This window comes from Rhodococcus sp. 14-2483-1-2, from assembly GCF_002259405.1.
GTDB lineage: Bacteria > Actinomycetota > Actinomycetes > Mycobacteriales > Mycobacteriaceae > Rhodococcoides.
The window spans coordinates 204692-226557 of the sequence record NZ_NPFW01000002.1 but is presented as its reverse complement, the minus strand read 5'-3'; the positions used below and the strand labels follow the sequence as shown (position 1 = coordinate 226557).

Sequence of the window (21866 nt, the reverse complement as noted above, 5' to 3'; positions counted from 1 at the left end):
GAGGAAAAGTTAGATGGCGGTAGGACGTCGAAGCGATGCAGCTCTGACGGTCGAGGACCTTCCGCGCTTGGTTCGGAGCGTTGCAGCGGTCGAACCCGACCGCGTAGCGCTCGTGCACCTCGGTACGGAACTGACCTACGCCCGCCTGGACGAGGAGATCACCACCCTCGATGCGGCCATGGGCGGCGTCCTCGGCCCCGACGCGCTGGTCCCGGTCGTGCTGTCCAACACTCTCGCGGGCCTCATCGAGGCCACCGAGGGTGGTCTGGACGCCGTCGTGTCGACCGTCGTCGCGGATGCAGTGTCGGTTCTCGGCGACGACGATTCGACGTCGAGCCCGGCCGATCCCGAAGCCACCACGCTGTACACGTTGTTCGCCGATCAGGCCGAGCGCACCCCGGACGCACCTGCCCTCGTCTTCGGCGACGAGACTCGAACCTACGCCGAGTTCGCAGCCTCGGTGGAGCGTCTCGCCCGAGTGCTGATTGCACGGGGAGTCGGCCCCGATTCGGCGGTGGGACTGTCGATTCGCCGATCGTTCGATCTGCTGGTGGGTATGTACGCCGTCTCCGCAGCAGGCGGGGCCTACGTTCCGTTGGACCCGGATCATCCGATCGATCGACTCGGGTACGTTCTCGACACCGCGAACCCGGTCCTGGTCCTGACGACCACGATCGACCTGCCGCAGTTGCCCGAGGGCACCGTCACCGTTCTCGTCGACGACGTCGACCTGACCGATGTGCCGGGAGGGCGGATCACCGATGCGGATCGACGTGGCACCCTGACCGAGGACGACCTCGCCTACGTCATCTTCACGTCCGGTTCGACGGGACGTCCGAAGGGTGTGGCGGTGAGCCACCGCGCCATCGTCGCCAACATCTCCTGGCGTCAGCGCGAGTACGCGATGAGCGCTGCCGACGTCGTGTTGCAGAAGACTCCGTTCACGTTCGACGTGTCGGTGTGGGAGTTCTTCTGGCCGTTGCAGATCGGTGCCACGCTCGTGATCGCCGAGCCCGACGGACACCGCGATCCCGCCTATCTCGCCCGCATCATCGGCGAGCGCAGCGTGACCGTGACGCACTTCGTGCCGTCCATGCTCTCGGTGTACGTCGCCGAACCCACTGCTGCGCAGGCCGATTCGCTTCGGATGGTGTTCGCCTCCGGTGAGGCCCTCCCGGCGCGGACCGTCAACGCGTTCCACTCGATCTCGAACGCGGAACTGCACAACCTCTACGGGCCGACCGAAGCGGCCGTCGACGTCACGTACTACCGAACCCAGCAGGTGGAAGAGGCCTCGGTACCGATCGGCGCTGCCGTCGACGACACCGACCTCTACGTGCTCGACGAGGGTCTGCGGCGCTCACCCCGTGGAGTCGAGGGAGAGCTCTATCTCGCGGGCGTGCAGCTCGCTCGCGGATACCTCGGCCGCACCGACCTGACGGCCGATCGATTCGTGGCCGACCCGTTCGGTGAGCCGGGTGACCGCATGTACCGCACCGGCGACCTGGTGCGCCGACGCGGCGACGGCCTGATCGAGTACATCGGCCGCACCGACTTCCAGGTCAAGCTACGCGGCCTCCGCATCGAACTCGGCGAGATCGAGCAAGCGCTGCTCGCCGAGCCCGAGGTGACTCAGGCCGCTGTGCTCGTTCACGCCGACCGGTCGCAGGCACAGCTGGGCGAGCAGCTCGTCGGTTACGTCGTCAGTACCGAACCCGAGCTCGATCACGACGGCCTCGCGGACGCGGTGCGCCGTCGTATGCCCGAGTACATGGTGCCGTCGGTATTCGTCGTCCTGGACGAGTTCCCGCTCGGTGCCAGCGGAAAGCTCGACCGAAAGGCGTTGCCCGCTCCCGATTTCGCGTCGCTCGTACGCGAATACCGCGCCCCGAGCACCGACACCGAAACGGCCTTGGCGGCGATTTTCGAGACCGTGCTCGGCATCGATCGCATCGGCGTCGACGACGACTTCTTCGTCCTCGGCGGAAACTCGCTCAACGCCACCCGCGTGATCGCGCGAGTCAACGCAGAACTGGGCACCGCGGTGGATGTGCGGTCGTTCTTCGACGCACCGACCGTCGCCGAACTCGCCGCGGCAGTCGACGCCGCAGGCTCGACGCACGCGCGACCGGCGTTGGTTGCGCAGCAGCGGCCCGAACGTGTGCCGCTGTCGCTGGCCCAGCAACGGATGTGGTTCCTCAACCGATTCGAGCCGGACTCGGCTGTGAACAACATCCCGGTCGCCATCGCGTTGAGTGGTGAACTCGATTTCACGGCCCTGCAGTCGGCCTTGGTCGACGTGTTGGATCGGCACGAATCGCTGCGGACGGTCTACCCCGATCACGACGGTATCGGCTTCCAGCGAGTGCTCGAATCGGACTCGGTGGCAGTGGAATTGGAGCGAGCGACGGCCACCGGAGCCGACGTCCCCGCCGCGCTGCTCGAATTCGCGCTCAGGCCCTTCGATCTGGCGGTACAACTGCCCTTCCGTGCGGTGCTGCTCGAGACGTCCGAGACCGAGCACGTGCTTGCGTTCGTGGTGCACCACATCGCGGCCGACGGATTCTCGATGGGCCCGCTGACGCGAGACGTGGTGGCGGCCTACGTTGCCCGCTCGAACGACCAGGCCCCTCGATGGACTCCGCTCGAGGTGCAGTACGCGGACTTCACGCTGTGGCAGAGGGCCGTCCTCGGTAGCGAGGACGATCCGGATTCGCTGATCTCGGCGCAGGAGAACTACTGGCGGCACCAGCTCGGTGGTGCTCCCGACCAATTGGAGCTACCGACCGATCGTCCTCGCCCGGCTGTCGCCACCACCAACGGCGGCACGCACACGTTCGAGATCGACGCCGACCTCGTCCGCGAGCTGGAGAAGCTCGGACGGGACCACAACGCAACGACGTTCATGGTCGTGCATGCCGCACTGGCGGTGTTGCTGGCCAAGCTCGCCGCCGCCGACGACATCAGTATCGGTACTCCGGTCGCCGGCCGTGGTGATGCGGCCCTCGACGACGTCGTCGGGATGTTCGTCAACACACTGGTGCTGCGCACCGAAGTCGATCCACGGACGTCGTTCGACGATCTGCTGCGCGAGACGCGGGAGGTGGACCTCGCCGCGTTCTCGCACGCCGAGGTGCCGTTCGAGCGTCTGGTGGACGTGTTGGCCCCGGTGCGCTCGCAGGCACGGCACCCGCTGTTCCAGGTGATGTTGACGTTCCAGAACCTGGACCGAAGCTCGGTGGAACTGCCCGGCTTGACCATCGCGGCGGTCGACTACGAAGCAGACCTGGCGAAGTTCGATCTGCAGGTCACGCTGTGGGATTCGGCACCGGCCGGCTCCGAGCCCGCAGGCCTGACGGTCGCCCTGACCTATGCTGCGGACCTCTTCGAGAAATCGACGATGGACCGGTTCGGTGAGCGGTTCGTTCGTGTTCTTCGTGCGGTCACCGCAGCGCCCGCCGTAGCCGTCGGAGAGATCGACCTGCTCGACTCGGTCGAGCAGAAGTCCGTGCTGGCGTTCGGTTCGGGGCAGGCGCACGAGATCCCCGGCGGAACAACGCTGGTGGATCGGTTCGACGCTCGCGTCGAGCAGACCCCCGACGCGCAGGCCCTGGTGTTCGAGGACGATCGGCTGACGTACGCCGAGCTCGACGCGCGCGCGAACCGCCTGGCGCGGTACCTGATGTCCGTGGGTGTCGGGACCGATTCGACGGTCGGCCTCGCGGTAGGCCGCAGCATCGAGCTGCTCGTCGGCATGTACGCGATCGTCAAGGCCGGTGCCGCGTACGTACCCATCGATCCGGCTCAGCCGGCGGAGCGCAACGAGTACATCGTGAGCACGGCCGCGCCGGTACGGGTGCTCTCGAGCACCCGAGACCACGTCGAGTTCCCGGGTGTGGAGACGGTGGACATCGACACCGTCGACGTGTCGGAATTCTCGTCGGCGCCGGTGACCGATGCGGAGCGGACGGCACCGCTGCGGGGAGAGAACCTCGCCTACGTCATCTTCACCTCGGGGTCGACGGGTCGGCCGAAGGGCGTCGGCGTATCGCACGCGGCGATCGTCAACCGGTTGTCGTGGATGCAGCACGAGTACCCCCTCGGTCCGCAGGACGTGGTGTTGCAGAAGACACCGGCGACGTTCGACGTGTCGGTGTGGGAGTTCTTCTGGGCGTTCCAGATCGGCGCATCGGTGGTCGTCGCCGTTCCCGAAGGCCATCGGGATCCGTCGTACTTGCTCGATGTCATTGCGCGCGAACAGGTTTCGGTGGTGCACTTCGTGCCGTCGATGATGTCGGTGTTCGCGCCGGAGGCACTGCGCAGGCCGGACGCGGGAGCGTCGCTCCGTACGGTGTTCGCCTCGGGGGAGGCGCTTGCGCCTGCTACTGCACATTCGTTGCGCCGCGCACTCCCGCAGGTGTCGGTGCACAACCTGTACGGCCCGACCGAAGCTGCCGTCGACGTGACGTATCACGCGGTCACCGACGCGGACACCGCAGTGGTGCCGATCGGCTCGCCGGTGTGGAACACCGCTGTGTACGTTCTCGATTCGTCGTTGCGGCCGGTTCCGGTCGGAGTGTCGGGAGAGCTCTACCTGTCGGGTGTCCAGCTCGCCAGGGGATACGTGAGCCGACCCGATCTGACCGCGGACCGCTTCGTTGCCGATCCGTTCGCAGTCGACGGTGAGCGGATGTACCGCACCGGCGACGTGGTGCGATGGCTGCCCGCCGGTGAACTGGAGTACGTGGGCCGGTCCGACTTCCAGGTGAAGTTGCGTGGCCTGCGTATCGAACTCGGCGAAATCGAATCGGCTCTGTTGGATCTGCCCGAGATCGCTCAGGCCGTGGTGCTCGTCCGACGAGAACAACTGGTCGGCTACGTCGTCCCCACCGACGGCCCGGTCGATGTGGACCGGGTACGCACCGCGCTACGTGGACGTCTGGCCGAGTACATGGTGCCGTCCACCGTCGTGGAACTGACCGAGTTTCCGCTCGGCGGAAGTGGCAAGCTCGATCGAAAAGCGCTGCCCGATCCGGAATTCGAGGCAACACCCTACCGAGCACCGTCCGATCCGATCGAAGAGATCGTCGCGAACGTGTTCGGCGCGGTTCTCGGACTCGACCGAGTCGGTGTGGACGACGACTTCTTCGCGCTCGGCGGCAATTCTCTCGTCGCCACTCAGGTCGCGGCACGACTCGGTGCCGAACTGGGCACGACGGTGCCCGTCCGAACGATGTTCGAGGCAGGCACGGTGGCAGCCTTGGCTGCTGCGTTGGAAAGCCACGTCGGCCACGGAGCATCCGCGCCCCTGGTGCCGCAGGAACGCCCCGAACGAATTCCGCTCTCTCTCGCCCAGCAGCGGATGTGGTTCCTCAACCGATTCGAGCCCGAATCGGCGGTCAACAACATCCCCGTGGCGATCCGGCTCACCGGAGCACTCGACGCTGCGGCCCTGAACGCGGCGGTCATCGACGTTCTCGACCGGCACGAAGCACTGCGCACGGTCTACCCGAGTGTGGACGGAGCGGGGCACCAGGTAATCCTGCCTGCCGCATCGGTGGCACCGGACCTGACGCCCATCACACCGTCCGCCGACGGTGCGGTGGCCGACCTGATCGCTTTCGCCTCCGAAGGATTCGACGTCACCCAATCGATTCCGTTGCGCGCCAGACTGTTCCGAGTCACCGACGACGAGTACGTGCTGGTCGTCGTGGTTCACCACATCAGTGCCGACGGGTGGTCCATGGGGCCGCTGACCCGCGACGTGATGACGGCTTACCTCGCTCGTGTGGCCGGCGACGCTCCGCAGTGGACGCCACTGTCGGTTCAGTACGCCGACTTCGCGTTGTGGCAGCGCGCCGTGCTCGGCGACGATGCGGATCCGAGCAGCCTGATGGCAGCACAGGCGAACTACTGGCGTTCGGCACTGGCGGACCTGCCCAGTGAGCTGACCCTGCCGTACGACCGGCCGCGTCCTGCGGTCCAGACGTACTCGGGCGGGCGGTTCCAGTTCGACATCGATGCGGAGCTGCGCGCCTCGCTCGACGATCTGGCCCGGTCGACCGGAACCACCCTGTTCATGGTGCTGCACGGTGCACTCGCTCTGTTCCTCGCTCGTATGTCGACGTCGGACGACGTTGCGGTGGGTACCGCCGTCGCAGGCCGCGGCGAGGCCGTCCTGGACGACGTGATCGGTATGTTCGTCAACACCCTGGTGCTCCGCACATCGGTCGATCGAAGCAAGGGATTCACCGACCTCCTCGGCCACGTCCGGGACGTCGACCTCGATGCGTTCGCACACGCGGACATCCCCTTCGAGCGTCTCGTCGATCTGCTCGAACCCGAGCGCACGACAGCCAGGCACCCGCTGTTCCAGGTGGCGATCGCATTCGAGAACCTCCCGCCGAGCGAATTGCACCTACCTGGTCTGACGGTCTCGGCTGTGGACGTCGAGGTCGACACCGCCAAGTTCGACCTGTCGTTGACGCTGCACGAGAAGTCCGACGGCACCGGTCTGGCCGCCGGCTTCCTCTATGCGCGAGACCTGTTCGACGAGAAGACGATCGAGGTGTTCTCGCGTCGTTTCCGTTGGCTGCTCGAAGCGATCGTGGCGACACCGAACACCCCGGTGGGCGATCTGTCCATCCTCTACGACGACGAGTACGACCGGCTCACACACGTCCACGGTGACGACGTGTTGGCCGGTGGCACTCTGGCCGAGATCTTCGCTGCCGGAGCCGCACTCGACCCGTCGGCGACCGCAATCCGCTACGAGGGCCGCTCGATCTCGTACGCCGAACTCGATGCGACGTCCTCGCAGCTCGCCCGGGTGCTCATCGAGCGCGGGGCCGGCCCCGAAGCCGTTGTGGCTCTTGGATTCCAGCGCTCCTACTTCATGGTGCTCGCGGTGTGGGCAGTGGCCAAATCCGGGGCTGCACACCTACCCGTCGACCCGACGTACCCGCAGGATCGCATCGCCCACATGGTCTCGGACTCCGAGGCCGTACTCGGCCTGACCACCCGGGCGCACTCGGATCGGCTCGCCGACGGACAGCAGGATCTGCTCTGGCTGAGCGTCGACGACGAGGAGTTCGTGGCCGAGGTCCGCACCCGCTCTGCCGAGCCGGTCACCGACGCCGACCGCCTGCGACCCGTCACGTTCCAGAACCCGGCCTACGTCATCTACACCTCGGGCTCGACCGGCAAGCCGAAGGGCGTCGTCGTCACGCACGCCGGACTCGGCGGTGTTCTCGACGCAGCAACCGACCTGTACCACCTGAAACCGGCCTCGAGGTTCCTGCACGTCTGCTCGCCCAACTTCGATCCTTCGGTCCTGGAGTGGATGGCGGCGTTCTCCGTCGGCGCGACGTTGGTGGTCGTACCGGCATCGATCCTCGGCGGCACCGAGTTGTCCGAATTGTTGAAGGCGGAGAGGGTCACTCATACGATCATCACGCCCGCGGTGCTCGGCACGATGAGTCCCGACGGGATCGATTCGCTCGAGGTGCTCTCGGTCGGCGGCGACGTGACCACGCCCGAATTGCTCGCCCGGTGGGCAGGGGACCGGAAGTACTTCAACGGGTACGGACCGACCGAGACCACGATCATCTCCAGCTTCGCCGAGTTGACGCCCGGCGAGCCGATCACCATCGGTCGACCGATTCACGGCATGTCCGTGCTGATCCTCGATTCCCGACTCGAACCCGTTCCGACCGGTGTCGCGGGTGACCTCTATCTGTCGGGCGGTGCGCTCGCTCGCGGTTATCTCGGTAGGCCCGGTCTGTCTTCCGAGCGCTTCGTGGCCAACCCGTACGGCATCGACGGCGCACGGATGTATCGCACCGGCGACGTGGTGCGGTGGACCGACGACCTGCAGCTGCAGTTCGTCGGACGCACCGACTTCCAGGTCAAGGTGCGCGGCTTCCGTATCGAGCTCGGCGAGATCGATTCCGCGCTCACCGCCGTTCCCGAGGTCGACTTCGCCGTCACACTCGGTCACGAACTGCCGTCGGGCGTCACGACCCTCGTGTCGTACGTTCTGCCGACGCGCGGGTCCGTCGTCGACGTCGACGAGTTGACCGCCTTCGTCGGAAAATCACTGCCGGCCTACATGATTCCGTCGTCGATCATCGTGCTCGACACCGTTCCACTGACCCCTGTCGGCAAGTTGGATCGCGCCGCACTTCCCGCACCCGTGTTCGAGGCCCGTGAATTCCGAGCACCCACAACCGCGGTCGAAGAGATCGTTGCCGGAGTGTTCGCCGACGTCCTGCACATCGATCGAGTGGGATTGGACGACGACTTCTTCGCCCTGGGCGGTAACTCGTTGATCGCCACCCAGGTGGTCTCGCGACTCGGCGCGGCCCTGGACACCGTCGTGCCGGTGCGCGCGCTGTTCGAGAGCTCGACCGTCGCCGCGCTGGTGGCGCACGTGAAGAGCGCTGTCGGTTCGGGCGGTCGAGCTGCACTCGTGGCGGGTCCGCGTCCCGAGCGCCCACCGCTCTCGCCGGCGCAGCAGCGGTACTGGTTCCTCAACCAGTTCGACACGACGTCGTCGGTGGACAACATTCCGTTCGCCGTGCGGTTGTCCGGCGAGCTCGACGTCGCTGCGCTGCAGTCCGCGGTAGGCGACGTCGTCGAACGCCACGAGTCTCTTCGTACCCGGTACCCGGACTCGGCGCAGGGCCCGTTCCAGCAGGTGCTCTCGGCGTCCGAGGTGCCGATGGACCTCGCCGTCCGCGACGTGGCCGGTGCGAATGTCGTTGCGGCTGTTACCGAGTTCTTCGGGCGCGGCTTCGATGTCACCGTCGAGGTGCCGGTCGACGCGCGTGTGTTCCGCGTGGGTGAGAACGAGCACGTCCTGGCATTCGTCGTACACCACGTGTCGGCCGACGGTGCGTCGATGGGCCCGCTGGCCGTCGACGTCATGACCGCGTACACCGCGAGATCTGCAGGGGCGGCCCCGGACTGGGAGCCGCTAGAGGTGCAGTACGTCGACTTCGCATTGTGGCAGCGAACCGTGCTCGGTACCGAATCGGATCCTGATTCCGTTGCAGCGCAGCAGGTGTCGTTCTGGAAAGATGCGCTCGCCGAGCTCCCGGATCAACTGGTACTGCCTACCGACCGCCCGCGCCCGCCTGCGCAGAGTTTCCGCGGCGATGCGGTGCGGTTCACCGTCGACGCAGGCACGCACGCCGCTCTCGCCGAGCTCGGACGTACCGAGCAGGCAACGTTGTTCATGGTGGTGCACTCGGCATTCGCGGTGTTGCTCGCACGCCTGTCCGGTTCCGAGGACATCGCCGTCGGAACGCCCATCGCCGGCCGCGGCGAGCGGGCTCTCGATTCGATGATCGGGATGTTCGTCAACACTCTCGTCTTCCGGTCGACCGTCGAATCGTCGATGACCTTCCGTCAGTTGCTCGCTCAGGCCCGCGAGCGGGACTTGGCCGCGTTCGCGCACTCCGACGTTCCGTTCGAGCGTCTTGTGGAGGTGCTGAACCCGGTGCGGTCGACGGCACGCAACCCCCTGTTCCAGGTGGGCCTGTCCTTCCAGAACCTCGCCGAGTCGACGTTCGAGCTGCCGGGTCTGACGGTGAGTGCCGTCGAGGCGGATGCTGTGACGGCCAAGACCGATCTGCAGCTCTCCATCTCGGATCGTTACGACGCGGACGGCTCGCCTGCGGAGCTGTCGGCCGAATTCGGTTACGCCACCGATCTCTTCGATCGCGCCACGGTCGAAGCCTTTGCCGACCGGTTCGTTCGCCTCCTCGCCGCAGTGGCCCAGGACCCCTCGGCCGTCATCGGCGATCTCGCTCTGCTCTCGCCCGAGGAGCACACCCGGATCGTGCGCACGTGGAACGACACCGATCACGATGTCGATTCGTCGCAGACCCTGGTATCGCTGTTCGACCGACAGGTGCAGGCGCAGCCCGACGCGATCGCGGTGGTCCATGCGGGAGAATCGCTGTCGTACGCCGAGTTCGATCGTCGAATCAACCGGTTGGCTCGCGTCCTGATCGGTGCAGGCGTCGGTCCGCAGGTGACGGTTGCCCTGGCGATCAGGCGCTCGGTGGATCTGCTCGTGGCGATGTACGCCGTCGCCAAGGCAGGCGGGGCGTACGTACCCATCGACCCGGATCAGCCGGCGGACCGCAATGCCTACATTCTCGAGGTGGCCGCTCCCGCCCTGGTGTTGAGCACTGCGCGTGACGATGTCGACTTCGAGTCGATTCCGGTTCTGCTCGTCGACACCGATCCTCGACTGCTGGGTGCAGAGGTCTCGGACGCGCCCGTCACCGACAGCGAGCGCACCTCGCCGCTGCGGCCCGCGAACACCGCGTACGTCATCTTCACGTCCGGATCCACCGGCCGTCCCAAGGGCGTCGCGGTCGGTCATGCCGCCATCGTCAACCAGCTGCTCTGGCAGAGCGCCCATTACGGGCTGGGCAACACGGACCGGGTACTGCTCAAGACTGCCGCGACCTTCGATCTGTCCGTGTGGGAGTTCTGGGTCGCCACCGTCTCCGGTGGTGCGATCGTGGTCGCCGACGCCGAGGGCCACCGCGATCCCGCCTACCTCGTCGATCTGATGAACCGGGAATCGGTGACGACACTGCACACCGTGCCGTCCGTTCTCGACGCGTTGGTCACCGCGTCGGCGGGAGTCCTACCGCGGCATCTGACACGGATCCTGGCGATCGGCGAGGCGCTGCCCGTCGCGACGGCCGAGCGCGCACTGCGCAGTTCTGCTGCGCGACTGGACAACTTGTACGGACCGACCGAGGCAGCGGTGTCGGTGACCGCGCATCGAGTGGCGACCGTCGACGGCACCACGGTTCCCATCGGTGGCCCGGAGTGGAATACCCGTGTCTACGTTCTGGATTCGCGTCTGGCTCCCGTTCCGGCCGGCGTCGCCGGCGAGCTCTACCTCGCGGGTGCGCAGCTGGCCGACGGGTACTTCGCGCGGCCGGATCTGAGCGCCGAGCGTTTCGTCGCGGACCCGTTCACCCCCGGCGGCCGCCTGTACCGGACCGGTGACCTCGTTTCCTGGCGCGCCGACGGCGAACTGGAGTACGTCGGCCGTACCGACTTCCAGGTGAAGATTCGCGGTTTCCGTATCGAACTCGGCGACATCGATGCCGCTCTCGGATCGCTCGACGAGATCCGTGACGTCGCCGTGATCGCTCTCGCTGACACGGGATCGGGCGCACGGCTGGTGGCCTACCTCGTGCCCGCCATCGGGGTGACACTGGATCAGGACGGCATCCGCCGGACACTCGCCGAACGTCTGCCGTCGTACATGATTCCGTCGGCCTTCGTCGTGCTCGACGCTCTCCCACGAGGCGTCAACGGCAAGCTGGATCGACAGGCGCTCCCCGAACCACAGTTCGAGACAGCCGAGTTCCGCGCACCGACCAACCCGGTGGAAGAGACCGTCGCGGCGGTCTTCGCCGAGGTACTCGCTGTGGAGCGCGTGGGTCTGGACGACGACTTCTTCGCGCTCGGCGGTAACTCGTTGATCGCCACCCAGGTGGTCTCCCGGCTGGGGGCGGCGCTCGATACGCAGGTGCCGGTCCGCTCGATCTTCGAGTCGCCGACGGTGCAGTCGCTCGCACGCGCGATCGAGTCCGAGGTGGGTACCGGCGCGCGCCGGGCACTGACGGCTCGAACACGACCGGACTCGGTGCCGCTGTCGATGGCTCAGCAGCGCATGTGGTTCCTGAGCCAATTCGATCCGACCTCCGCCGTGAACAACATCCCGGTCGCAATTCGATTGTCCGGCAGCGTCGATGTCGATGCACTCACCAACGCCGTGCACGACGTGCTGGCGCGGCACGAAATTCTGCGCACCGTGTACCCGGAGGTCGACGGACGAGGCCATCAGGTGGTGCTCGGTACCGCGGAGGCCGGCGTGACGGTCGTCGTCGACGACGTGGACGAGAGTTCGATCGAGCAGGCCCTGCGCGACTTCGTTTCCGCGGGGTTCGATGTGACCCGAGCTGTTCCGGTGCGAATCCGGATCCTGCGGGTGAGCGAGACCGAGCACGTATTGGCGTTCGTCGCCCACCACATCGCCGCTGACGGGTTCTCGATGGGACCCCTGACGCGCGACGTCATGGTGGCCTACACCGCCCGTGCCGCGGGGGAGAGCCCGCAGTGGGCACCACTTCCGGTGCAGTACGCGGACTACGCGTTGTGGCAACGCGAGGTGCTCGGCTCCGAGGACGACCCCGATTCGCCGTTGGCGAAGCAGCTCGCCTACTGGACGTCGGCTCTGGCCGGTGCCCCGGCGCAGCTCGATCTCGCGACCGACCGGCCGCGCCCGGCGGTGGCGTCGTATCGCGGTGCGGCATACAACTTCTCGATCGACTCGACACTTCAGTCGAACATCGCTCGGGCCGCCCGAGCAGGAAACGCCACGAACTTCATGGTGGTGCACACCGCGCTCGCGGTGCTCCTCGGCGCGATGGCGGGAACCGACGACGTGACGATCGGAACCCCGGTCGCAGGTCGCGGTGACGCGGATCTGGACGAGCTCGTCGGCATGTTCGTCAACACGCTCGCCCTCCGTACCGCGATGAACCCCGCGGCAACGTTGCGCGAGCAGCTCGCCGCAGTTCGTGAGGCCGACCTGGGTGCCTTCGGACACGCCGACGTGCCGTTCGAGCGGCTCGTCGACGAGCTGGCCCCGGACCGCTCTCAGGCTCGTCACCCGATCTTCCAGGTCATGTTGACGTTCCAGAACCTGAATCGTCAGACGTTGGCCCTGCCCGGGCTGAGCGTCGAGGGAATCGATCTCGGTAGCGCGTTCGCGAAGTTCGACCTGCAGGTGACACTGTGGGAGAACACCGACGAGCACGGTGCTGCGGCCGGCATCGACGTGCAATTCGACTATGCCACCGATCTTTTCGACGAGTCCAGCATGGCGTCTCTCGGGCGACGGCTCGTGCGGGTGCTGCACGCGCTCACCGACGCACCGGACGGAGTCGTCGGCGACATCGACATCCTCGAGGAAGGCGAACGTACCCGCGTCCTCGAGGAATGGAACGCGACCGCGCACGAGGTGGATCCCGGCGCAACTCTGGTGTCGCTGTTCGAGACCCGAGTTGCGGCGTCGCCGGAGAACATCGCCACGAGCTTCGCCGACGATCGCGTGACCTACCGCGAGTTCTCCGAGCGGGTCAACGCGCTCGCGCGCCTGCTCATCGCCGAGGGAGTCGGCCCGGAAACCGTGGTGGCCACGGCCATGCGCCGCTCGATCGACATGCTGACGGGTATCTACGCCGTGCTCGCCGCCGGTGGTGCCTACGTCCCGGTCGACCCGGACCTTCCGGCCGAACGAATCGGCTACATCCTGGACACGGCGGCACCGGTGGTGCTGCTCACGACCGAGCACGACGGCGCAGGTCTCGTCACCGACGCCGCCACGATCCTGGTCGACACCGTCGACACGACAGGTCTGTCCACGGCACCGGTGACCGATGCCGAGCGAACCGCACCGCTGCGACCGGCGGACACCGCGTACGTCATCTTCACCTCCGGCTCCACCGGTCGCCCCAAAGGCGTTGCGGTCAGCCACGAGGCCATCGTCAACCGTCTGCTGTGGATGCAGGACGAGTACCGTCTCACCGAGCAGGACAAGGTCCTGCAGAAGACTCCGGTCACGTTCGACGTATCGGTCTGGGAACTGTTCTGGCCGTTGCAGATCGGTGCCGAACTCGTCATCGCGGTGCCCGACGGCCACCGAGACCCGGCATACCTGGTGAGCACCGTCGCCGAACGCGGCATCACGGTCGCGCACTTCGTCCCGTCGCTGCTGGCCGTGTTCGCCGCCGCGGACGGTGTCTCGAGCTGCACCGGTCTGCGTGCGGTCTTCGCCTCGGGCGAGGCGCTGCCTGCATCGGTTGCCTCCGCCCTGCGCGCTGCACTGCCTGCCACCGAACTGCACAACCTGTACGGCCCGACCGAGGCCGCGGTCGACGTCACCTATCACCGAGTCCTGCCGTCGGACACCGTGTCGGTTCCCATTGGTGCACCGGTCTGGAACACCCGAGTCACCGTGCTCGATGCACGCCTGCACCCGGTCCCGGTCGGGGTACCCGGGGAGCTGTATCTCGCCGGGCGGCAACTGGCCCGCGGATACCTCGGCCGTCCGGACCTCACCGCCGACCGGTTCGTCGCCGACCCGCACGGCAGTGTCGGCTCGCGGATGTACCGCACCGGCGACCTGGTTCGCTGGAACGCAGACGGCGAACTCGAGTACCTCGGCCGCACCGACTTCCAGGTCAAACTCCGAGGCCTGCGGATCGAGCTCGGCGAAATCGAAGCCGCGTTGACTGCCGACCCGTCGGTCGACCAGGCCGTGGTTCTCGTCCGCCGGACCCCGTCGGCAGGTGAACTACTGGTCGGGTACGTCGTTCCTGTCTCCGGGGAGACGATCGACACCGCCGCGGTCACCACCTCGGTCGCCACCCTGGTTCCGGAATACATGGTTCCGGCCGGGCTCATCGTGCTCGATGCCCTCCCACTCGGGCCGAACGGCAAGCTGGACCGCAGAGCACTACCCGAACCGGAATTCGGCAGCGATGCCGAATTCCGTACGGCGACAACCGACACCGAACGCGTCATTGCCGAGGTCTTCGCGGACGTGCTCGGCCTCGACACCGTCGGCGTCGACGATTCGTTCTTCGCGCTCGGCGGCGACAGCATCGTCTCGATTCAGCTCGTCTCTCGCGCGAAGGCCAGGGGAATTCAGTTCGGGCCGCGAGATGTGTTCGAGCGCAAGACTGTTGCCGGTCTCGCCGAGGTCGCCGTGATCGTCGGTGAGGGCGCTGACGCGGCCGTGCTCGAAGAACTCGACGGCGGCGGCGTCGGCTGGATGCCGCTACCTCCGTTCGGTGTGGCGATGATCGAGCGCGGCGGCGGATGGTCACGCTTCCATCAGGCCGTCACACTGGAGCTGCCGCTCGGTATCGACCGAGCCGGGATTCTCGCCACGGTGACCGCAGTGGTCGATCGACACGACGTGCTGCGGTCGACCCTGGTGCGCGACGACCGCGGCTGGGGTCTCGATGTTGCGGGCACCGGTACCGTCGACGTGGATGCACTGCTCACCCGGGCCGATACCGGCTCGGCTGCGTCATCGTTCGACGATGCAGTCGGAACGCTCGACCCCACGGCCGGGCGCATGCTCGCCCTCGTCTGGGTCGATCGAGGACCCGAGGAAGCGGGCACGCTGACCGTCGCGGCGCACCACCTCGTGATCGACGGAGTGTCGTGGCGAATTCTGGTTCCCGACTTCGTCTCCGCCTGGGCTCAGGTGTCCGGGGGAGTGGACCCGAGCCTCCCCGAGGTCGGAACCTCGATGCGGCGGTGGACGCATGCACTGGTCGACGCGGCAGCGAGCGAGGCCCGGCTGGCCGAGTTGCCGCTGTGGCGCTCGATCGCCGACACCGAGGATCCCGTGCTGGGCGACCGGCCCTTCGATCCCGCCGTCGACGTCGTGGCGACGCTCGAACGGGTGAACATCGAACTGGCACCCGACGTCACGCGCACCTTGCTGACCACCGTTCCGGAGATCTTCCGCGGTGGTGTCGGCGACGGGTTGCTGGCCGGGCTCGCTCTGGCCGTCACGAGACTACGGTCGGAGAGCGGCGTCACCGCACCGGCAACGCTGGTGCAGCTCGAAGGCCACGGCCGCGAGGAAGCGGTGGTTCCCGGAGCGGATCTGGGACGCATCGTCGGCTGGCTGACCAGCCTGTTCCCCGTCCGCCTCGACCTGACCGGAATCGATGTCCAGGCTGCGTTCGCGGGAGGGTCGCAGCTCGGCGATGCCGTCAAGGCCGTCAAGGAACAGATGCTGGCGCTGCCCGATCGAGGCATGGGCTGGGGACTGCTCCGTTACCTGAACTCCGAGACCGCTGCGGAACTGGCGGAACTCGGGACCGGACAGATCAGCTTCAACTACCTGGGTCGGGTCGACACCGGCGAGGTCCCGGACGAGATGAAGGCGCTCGGCTGGTTGCCGGCCGCCGACGGTGAGCTCTCCGCGCCCGGCGACGCCGACATGGCCGCGAACAAGACGATCGACATCAACGCGATCGTGCTCGACACCGACGAGGGTGGGGTCCTGAGTGCGTCCTTCGCATTCCCGACCGGAGCCGTGTCCGCGGACACGGTCGAGCGTCTCGCCGGGCTGTGGTCCGACGCGTTGTCGGCGCTGGCCACGTACGCCGAGGCACCCGGCTCGGGTGGCCTGACCCCGTCGGACGTTCCGCTGGTGCGGCTCTCACAGCCCGACATCTCGTCGTTCGAGGCGCGGTACCCGGATCTGGCGGACATCTGGTCGCTGTCGCCGCTGCAGCAGGGACTGCTCTTCCACGCGTTGTTCGCCGATGCGTCGATCGACGTCTACACCATGCAGGTCGTACTCGATCTGGCCGGCGAGGTGGACGCCGAACGGTTGCATCGCGCTGCGCAGACGCTGCTGGACCGGTACGACAATCTGCGTACGTCGTTCACCGCGACCGCGGACGGCGAGACGGTGCAGATCGTTCAGCAGAACGTTCGGCTGCCGTGGAACACGATCGATCTGTCTCATCTCGACGGGCTCGAACGCGACGCTGCCGTCGCCGACGCACTGGCCGCGGATCAGCGACGGCACTTCGACGTCTCCACGGCACCCCTGCTGCGGTTCCTGCTCGTCAGGATCACGCCGACCACGTACAAGCTCGCGATGACCAACCATCACGTGTTGCTCGACGGGTGGTCGTTGCCGCTGGTGATGAAGGAACTGTTGTACCTGTACGCGGCGCAGAGCTCCACGGCGGCGCTGCCTCGGGTGCGGTCGTATCGCTCGTACCTGGCGTGGCTCGATCGACAGGACCCGGCCGTGTCTCTGAGCGCGTGGACTCGGGCACTTGACGGTGTCGAGGAATCGACCTTCGTCGCACCGCCGAGTGTCGGACGAGAGATCTCCGCACGCTCGGCCGAGACGGAGCGATTCGTCGATGCCGAGACCACCGCGTCGCTCGTTGCGCTCGGTGGCAGACTCGGCGTCACCGTCAACACGCTGGTGCAAGCGGCATACGGACTGTTGATCGCACACATCACCGGCCGCACCGATGTCGTGTTCGGTGCCACGGTCTCCGGTCGTCCCGCTGCTCTTCCCGGCGTCGAGTCGATGATCGGGCTGTTCATCAACACCATCCCGGTGCGGGTGCGCTTCGATCCCGCCGACACGGTGGAGAACTACCTGGTCCGGATCCAGGGTGAACAAGCAGATCTTCTCGACCATCACCACATGGGGCTGGTCGACATCCAGCGGGCGATCGGCGTCGGGAATCTGTTCGACACCCTGACCATCTTCGAGTCCTACCCGGTGGACGAAGCGCAACTGACGCAACAGGCTGCGGCCATCGACGGCATGACCGTCGAGGGCGTGAGCTCCAACGACAACACCCACTATCCGCTGACGTTGCTCGTCGTGGCCGAGGACCGAATCTCGTTCACGCTCAAGTACATCAGCGATCTGTTCGACGCTGCGTACGTGGAATCGATCCTGTCCCGGCTCGTCGGTGTTCTCGAGACCTTCGTCTCCGACACCGCGGCGGCGGTCGGCGATATCGATCTGCTCGGCTCGGACGAACGAACTCGAGTGATCGACACCTGGAACGACACTGCGCACGAGGTCGACGCCGGCATCATGTTGACCGCGCCGTTCAGGGCTCGGGTTGCGGCGAACCCGGACGCCACGGCCGTGCTGTACGAGGGCACCGCAGTGACCTACGCCGAGTTCTCGGAGCGGGTCAATCGTCTTGCCAGAAAACTGATTTCGCTCGGCGTCGGCCCGCAGTCGCTCGTCGCTCTCGGCATGAGGCGAGGCATCGACCTGATGGTCGGCATGTACGCCGTCCTCGAAGCCGGCGGCGCATACGTACCCATCGATCCGGACCACCCGGCCGAGCGCATCGAGTACATCCTCGACACCGCGGTGCCCGTCGCCGTTCTCTCGACCAGCCACGATCGGACGGGACTGCCGGAACGGTTCCCGATTCTCGAACTGGACACCCTCGATCTCGCGTCCTACCCGGCAGACACCGTGGCCGACGCCGACCGATTGGCACCGGTACGCCCGGAGAACACCGCCTACGTCATCTTCACGTCCGGGTCGACCGGGCGACCCAAGGGCGTCGCGGTGCCGCACCGCGCGATCGTCAACGAGATGGCGTGGATGATCGACCAGTACTCGCTCGACGAGAACGACGTCTACCTGCAGAAGACGGCGACGACGTTCGACGTGTCACTGTGGGGCTTCTTCCTCCCACTCCAGGTCGGTGCGAGCGTCGTTCTCGCGACCGCCGACGGCCACCGCGACCCGGCGTACGTCGCGGAGCGCATCGCCCGGCACGGCGTCACCGTCACGGACTTCGTGCCGTCGATGCTCACGGTGTTCGCCGCGTACGCCACCGAGGAGCAGTGCCGGTCGTTGAGACACGTCTACGTGGTGGGTGAGGCACTGCCCCCGGAGACGGTGAAGGACTTCCGCGCGATCACCTCTGCCGGGATCCACAACCTGTACGGCCCCACCGAAGCCGCAGTGAGTGTGACGTACTGGGAGACGTCTGCCGACGAGGGCGCGACCGTCCCGATCGGTGCGCCGGAATGGAACACCCAGGCCTACGTTCTCGACGGCAGGCTGCATCCGGTTGCCGCAGGGACCGCGGGTGAGCTGTATCTGGCGGGGACGCAGCTCGCCGACGGATACCTCGGGCGAGTCGACCTGACGATGGACCGCTTCGTCGCGAACCCGTTCTCGGCTGCCGGCGAGCGCATGTATCGCACCGGAGACCTTGTCCGATGGCGATCGGGGCCGGGCGCTGCAGGAGTCCTGGAGTACATCGGGCGCACCGACTTCCAGGTCAAGTTCCGTGGCCAGCGGATCGAGCTCGGTGAGATCGAGACCGCACTGTTGGCCCATCCCGACGTCAACCAGGCCACGGCCGTGGTGGCGACCACCGGTGCCGGTGACCAGCTCGTCGGATATGTAGTGCCTGCGCCGGGTAGAACGCTGGACCCGGCCGAGGTACGCACCGTCGTCGGCGGCGCGCTGCCGAAGTACATGGTGCCGGCGACGGTGATGGTGCTCGCGGAATTCCCGCTGAACACCAGCGGCAAGCTGGATCGAAAGGCACTGCCGGAGCCGGTGTTCGAGGTTCGCGAGTTCCGTGCTCCCGCAACGCCGGTCGAGGAGGTCGTGGCGGAGATCTACGCGGAGCTGCTCGGCGTGCAGCGGGTCGGATCGGACGACGACTTCTTCGATCTCGGTGGTAACTCGCTGATCGCCACGCGAGTGGCGGCACGGGTGTCTGCTGCGCTCGGGAAGAAGGTCGGTGTCCGAGACCTGTTCGAGGCCTCGACGGTCTCGGCACTCGCCGCGCGCGCCGAATCACGCATCGACGACGCGAACGGTGTGCCGCTGCGTCGCCGACCGGCCGGACAGACCGTTCCGTTGGCGCTCGCGCAACAGCGCATGTGGGTACTGAACCGACTCGACCCCGAGTCCGGGGCCTACAACATGCCGCTGGCGCTCCGTCTGCGAGGCGAGCTGGATGTCGCGGCACTGCAGAGCGCCGTGTCCAGCACCGTGGAACGCCACGAGGCACTGCGCACGCGCTACCCGGAAGATGCGAACGGTTCGCCGTACCAGGAGTTCGTCGACGCCGGATCGGTCGTACCCGATCTGACTCCGATCGACGCGACCGACGACTCCGACACCGCCGAACGGATTCGCGCACTCGTCCACGAGGGCTTCGACGTCACCGTCGCACCCCCGGTCCGGGGAGCACTGTTCCGCTTCGACCCGGACGAGTACGTCTTCGTCATCGTGATGCACCACATCAGCGGAGACGGCGCATCGATGGCACCGCTGGCCCGTGACGTCATGACTGCGTACCTCGCTGCCGCGTCGGGAACCGACTACACGCCCGAACCGCTGACGGTGCAGTACGCGGACTTCGCGGTATGGCAGCGGCAGGTGCTGGGCTCGGACAGCGACCCCACGTCGATTCTGTCGCAGCAGTTGGCCTTCTGGGCGGACGAGCTCAGCGGGATCACCCCGGTCGTGTCGTTGCCGTGGGATCGGCCGCGGGCGGCTACCGCCAACCTGCGCGGAGCCAGTGTGAGTGTCGAGCTGGACGAGTCGGTACACACCGGGCTCGCCGCGATCGCGCGGGAGAACCACGCGACTCTGTTCATGGTGTTGCACGCGGTCCTCGGGGTGCTGTTGTCGCGGATGAGCGGCTCTCGCAGCTTCGCCGTCGGCACGCCCATCGCCGGGCGCGGGCACGAGGCGCTCGACGGACTGGTGGGCATGTTCGTCAACACGCTGGCGCTGCGGACGGACGTGGACCCGGATGCGACGTTCGCAGAGCTGCTGACCGCTCTACGCGAGACCGACCTGCGGGCCTTCGCGAATTCGGACGTCCCGTTCGAGCGGGTCGTCGACACCATCGCACCGGACCGGAACGCCGGGTACACCCCGCTGTTCCAGACGGTGCTGTCGGTGGAGCCCCACGGCGAGGCGCGCTTCGAGCTGCCGAACCTGGTGGTCGAACCCGTCAGCGGCTTCGAGCCGACGGCGAAATTCGACCTGCAGGTCACGGTGGAGACCCAGCACGCCGACGGGAACAGCGGCACCGGAACCCTGAACGTCGAATGGGTGTATGCCGCCGATCTGTTCGACGAGTCCACGGTCGCGTCGCTGGCGGAACGATTTGCACGCATCGCCGGTGCTGTGGCGGCAACACCCGCGGTCGTCGTCGGCGACATCGACGTGCTCGACGCCTCCGAGCGGGCGGCACTGACCGAGACCCCGCAGACCGCTGACTCCACTGCGGCACCGGCACGGTCGGACCTGACCTTGCCGCAGGTACTCACCTCGACGGTGGACGCAGATCCCGATGCGCCCGCGTTGTCGTCGGACGGAGTCGAGACCACCTACCGTCAACTCGACGAGCAGTCCTCACGTATGGCTCGGGTACTGATCGAACGTGGCGTCCGAACCGGAGTCGTCGTCGGCGTCACTGTTACCGACGCTGTTGCGGCAGTCGTGACGCGGTGGGCGGTGGCGAAGGCAGGCGGAGCCGTGGCTCCGATTGCCACGTCGAACTCTTCCGACGTTCTCGAGCGGGCAGGCGCATCCGTCCTCGTCCTCGACGGTGACGACGCGCCGAGCCGGACCGGGTCCGTCACGACCATTCACCTCGGGCAACCGGACGTCGTCGACGCCATTGCCGCGAGTTCCGCGCGGCCGGTGACGTATTCGGACAGAACGGCCGTTCTGGGACCGGACAGCCCGGCGTTGGTCGTGGACGAAGACGGCACCGTCATAGATCATGGAACGCTCGCTGCGCTGGCGACGAATGCGGTGAGCGACTGGTCCGTGGCCTACGATTCACGGCTGGCCGTTCCCACCCGGTTCGACACCGCTGCAGCAGTTCTGGCCGGCGTGATCGCTGCGGCGGCAGGTGCAGCTCTGGTGACCGACCGGGCGGAATCGGCAGAGGACGCCGCCGACCTCGTGTCGGCCGAGTGGGTGACCCATGCGTTCCTCACCGCCGCAGACATCGTCGGGGTCGATCGGCTGCAGCCCGAGGACACCGAGGCCCTCGTTGCGATCGTGTCGGTCGACGGTGACGGTGCCGAGATGAGCGGTGTCGACATTCCGGTGCATCGTCTGCCCGGGTCGATAGGAACCGTCGACCGATAGGGTGAGGCGAACTGCAACGCTCGCCGCGTCGTGGACGATGAACGGTCGTATCGGCCGACGCGTCGTCCACGACCACGCGCGGGGCAACACTGGTGAG

Annotated in this window: 1 protein-coding gene; it reads left to right on the top strand. The window is 66.9% G+C overall.

Annotated features, from left to right (window positions below):
* The first annotated feature begins 13 nt into the window (after positions 1-13).
* Positions 14-21769, top strand: a complete 21756-nt coding sequence (locus CH295_RS01085; protein ID WP_094739500.1) for a non-ribosomal peptide synthetase — start codon at positions 14-16, stop codon at positions 21767-21769.
* The last annotated feature ends 97 nt before the right edge of the window (positions 21770-21866 follow it).